This is a genomic window from Klebsiella sp. 10, from assembly GCF_018223925.1.
GTDB classification, from domain to species: Bacteria; Pseudomonadota; Gammaproteobacteria; order Enterobacterales; family Enterobacteriaceae; genus Klebsiella; species Klebsiella pneumoniae.
This window is the reverse complement of the sequence record NZ_JAGRRB010000034.1, coordinates 1-1,761: the sequence shown is the minus strand read 5'-3', so window position 1 is coordinate 1,761 and position 1,761 is coordinate 1. Positions and strand designations below refer to the sequence as shown.

Genomic DNA, 1,761 nt, shown 5'->3' with positions numbered 1-1,761 from the left:
CTGCAGCTGGCCAAAGCTGACGTTCTGGCTGGACAACTGCGGAAGGATCACCGCGGAGGCGGCCGGACCATACTGGCGGATAGCGCCGACGGGTAGCCCGAGGAAGGCGCGAACGTGCAGGGCGAATTCCGAGAGATCCTGGGAGATAAGCGTCACCATCCCGGTGTCGTGTGGTCGCGGGGAGACTTCGCTGAAGATCACCTCGTCGCCGCATACGAACAGCTCCACGCCAAACAGACCATAACCTCCCAGCGCCAGCACCACCTTGCGGGCGATGGTCTGGGCACGCTCGAGGGCCAGGTCGCTCATCTGCTGCGGCTGCCAGGACTCGCGGTAGTCGCCGTCTTCCTGACGATGACCAACCGGAGCGCAGAAATGCACGCCATCGACGGCGCTGACGGTGAGCAGGGTGATTTCGAAATCGAAGTTCACCACCCCCTCGACGATCACCCGTCCGGCGCCAGCGCGGCCGCCCTGCTGCGCATAGCGCCAGGCTTCGCTGAGCTGGTCAGCCGAGCGGATAAAGCTCTGGCCTTTGCCGGAGGAGCTCATCACCGGTTTAACGATGCATGGCAAACCGATGTCGGTAACCGCCGCGCGGAAGCCTTCTTCGCTGTCGGCAAAACGATAGCGGGAGGTGGGAAGCTGCAGCTCTTCCGCCGCCAGGCGGCGAATGCCTTCGCGGTTCATGGTGAGCTTTGCCGCCCGCGCCGTGGGGACCACTTTCTGCCCGGCCTGTTCCAGTTCGACCAGGGTGTCGGTAGCGATAGCTTCGATCTCCGGCACGATGTAATCGGGTTTTTCCTGTTCAATCAGGGCGCGCAGGCTCTCGCCGTGCAGCATATTGATGACGTGGGCGCGGTGGGCGACCTGCATCGCCGGGGCATCGGGGTAGCGGTCTACGGCGATGGTTTCAATGCCCAGACGCTGACATTCAATAGCGACTTCTTTACCCAACTCGCCGGAACCTAACAGCATAACTTTGGTGGCTGCCGGGCGCAGCGCGGTGCCTAATACAGTCATAACTCTCATCCGCAGTAAAAAAAGATGGCAGCGATTATAAACGAAAACGTTTGCGTATGTCTTTACGCGCGTAACGCGCGTGAGTTGAGTCCGGGAGGGAAATTTGCTATACTGTATAAAAATACAGTGTTGAGAGGCTGCAGTATGGCGGTTGAAATTAAATATGTGGTGATCCGCGAAGGTGAGGAAAAAATGTCTTTTGCCAGCAAAAAAGAGGCCGACGCTTACGACAAAATGCTCGATCTGGCAGAGGTGCTGAATGACTGGCTGGTGGCATCCCCGCTGGAGATGGATGACGTCCAGCGCGATACCATGGCGATGTGGCTGGCGGAGCGTAAAGAAGCGCTGCAGCATATCCTGCGAGTTGGCCGACTGCCGGAGCAAGAGACGCCCGCACAGGACGCCTCCGCGCCGTCGGCAACCGCCGAGACTTCTCCGGCGGGTGATGACGCCGTGCCGGCGGCCAAAGCGCGCAAAGCCAAGGCAGCCTGAACGCTGGCGGTCAGTCACTGGTCGGTCGGCCCCGATGCTGCCGTCGCACGTACCTTTGCGCATCTTTAGCCATATCTAACATTTCCTGACATCGCGTCGTTTAGGCTGATAACAGTGTTTGTCACCTGAGAGGAAAACCATGGCTAACTGGCTACATCAACTGCAGTCGCTGCTCGGGCAGCAGGGTGCGTCACCGTCCGGCGAGTCGTCGAAAGGGAGCGGCCTGCTGCCCGAGCAGCGACTGCA

General features: G+C 60.1%; 2 protein-coding genes and 1 pseudogene. 2 read left to right on the top strand and 1 reads right to left on the bottom strand.

Going from position 1 to position 1,761, the window contains the following annotated elements; all coding sequences use genetic code 11:
- Nucleotides 1–1,023: formate-dependent phosphoribosylglycinamide formyltransferase (gene purT / locus KHQ26_RS25730; protein WP_211777977.1), on the bottom strand; the 1,023-nt coding region annotated here is incomplete at its 3' end.
- A gap of 144 nt (nucleotides 1,024–1,167) precedes the next feature.
- Between purT and KHQ26_RS25725 the strand changes: the two genes are divergently transcribed.
- Complete coding sequence (locus KHQ26_RS25725) at nucleotides 1,168–1,515, top strand: YebG family protein (protein WP_004175424.1); 348 nt, start codon at nucleotides 1,168–1,170, stop codon at nucleotides 1,513–1,515.
- A 139-nt stretch (nucleotides 1,516–1,654) separates the two neighbouring features.
- Nucleotides 1,655–1,761 (top strand): annotated as a pseudogene (locus KHQ26_RS26150) (hypothetical protein); the annotation flags it as partial.

Excerpts from the sequence above, each read along its gene's own strand:
- KHQ26_RS25725 (WP_004175424.1), top strand. The coding sequence starts at position 1,168 with ATGGCGGTTGAAATTAAATATGTGGTGATCCGCGAAGGTGAGGAAAAA.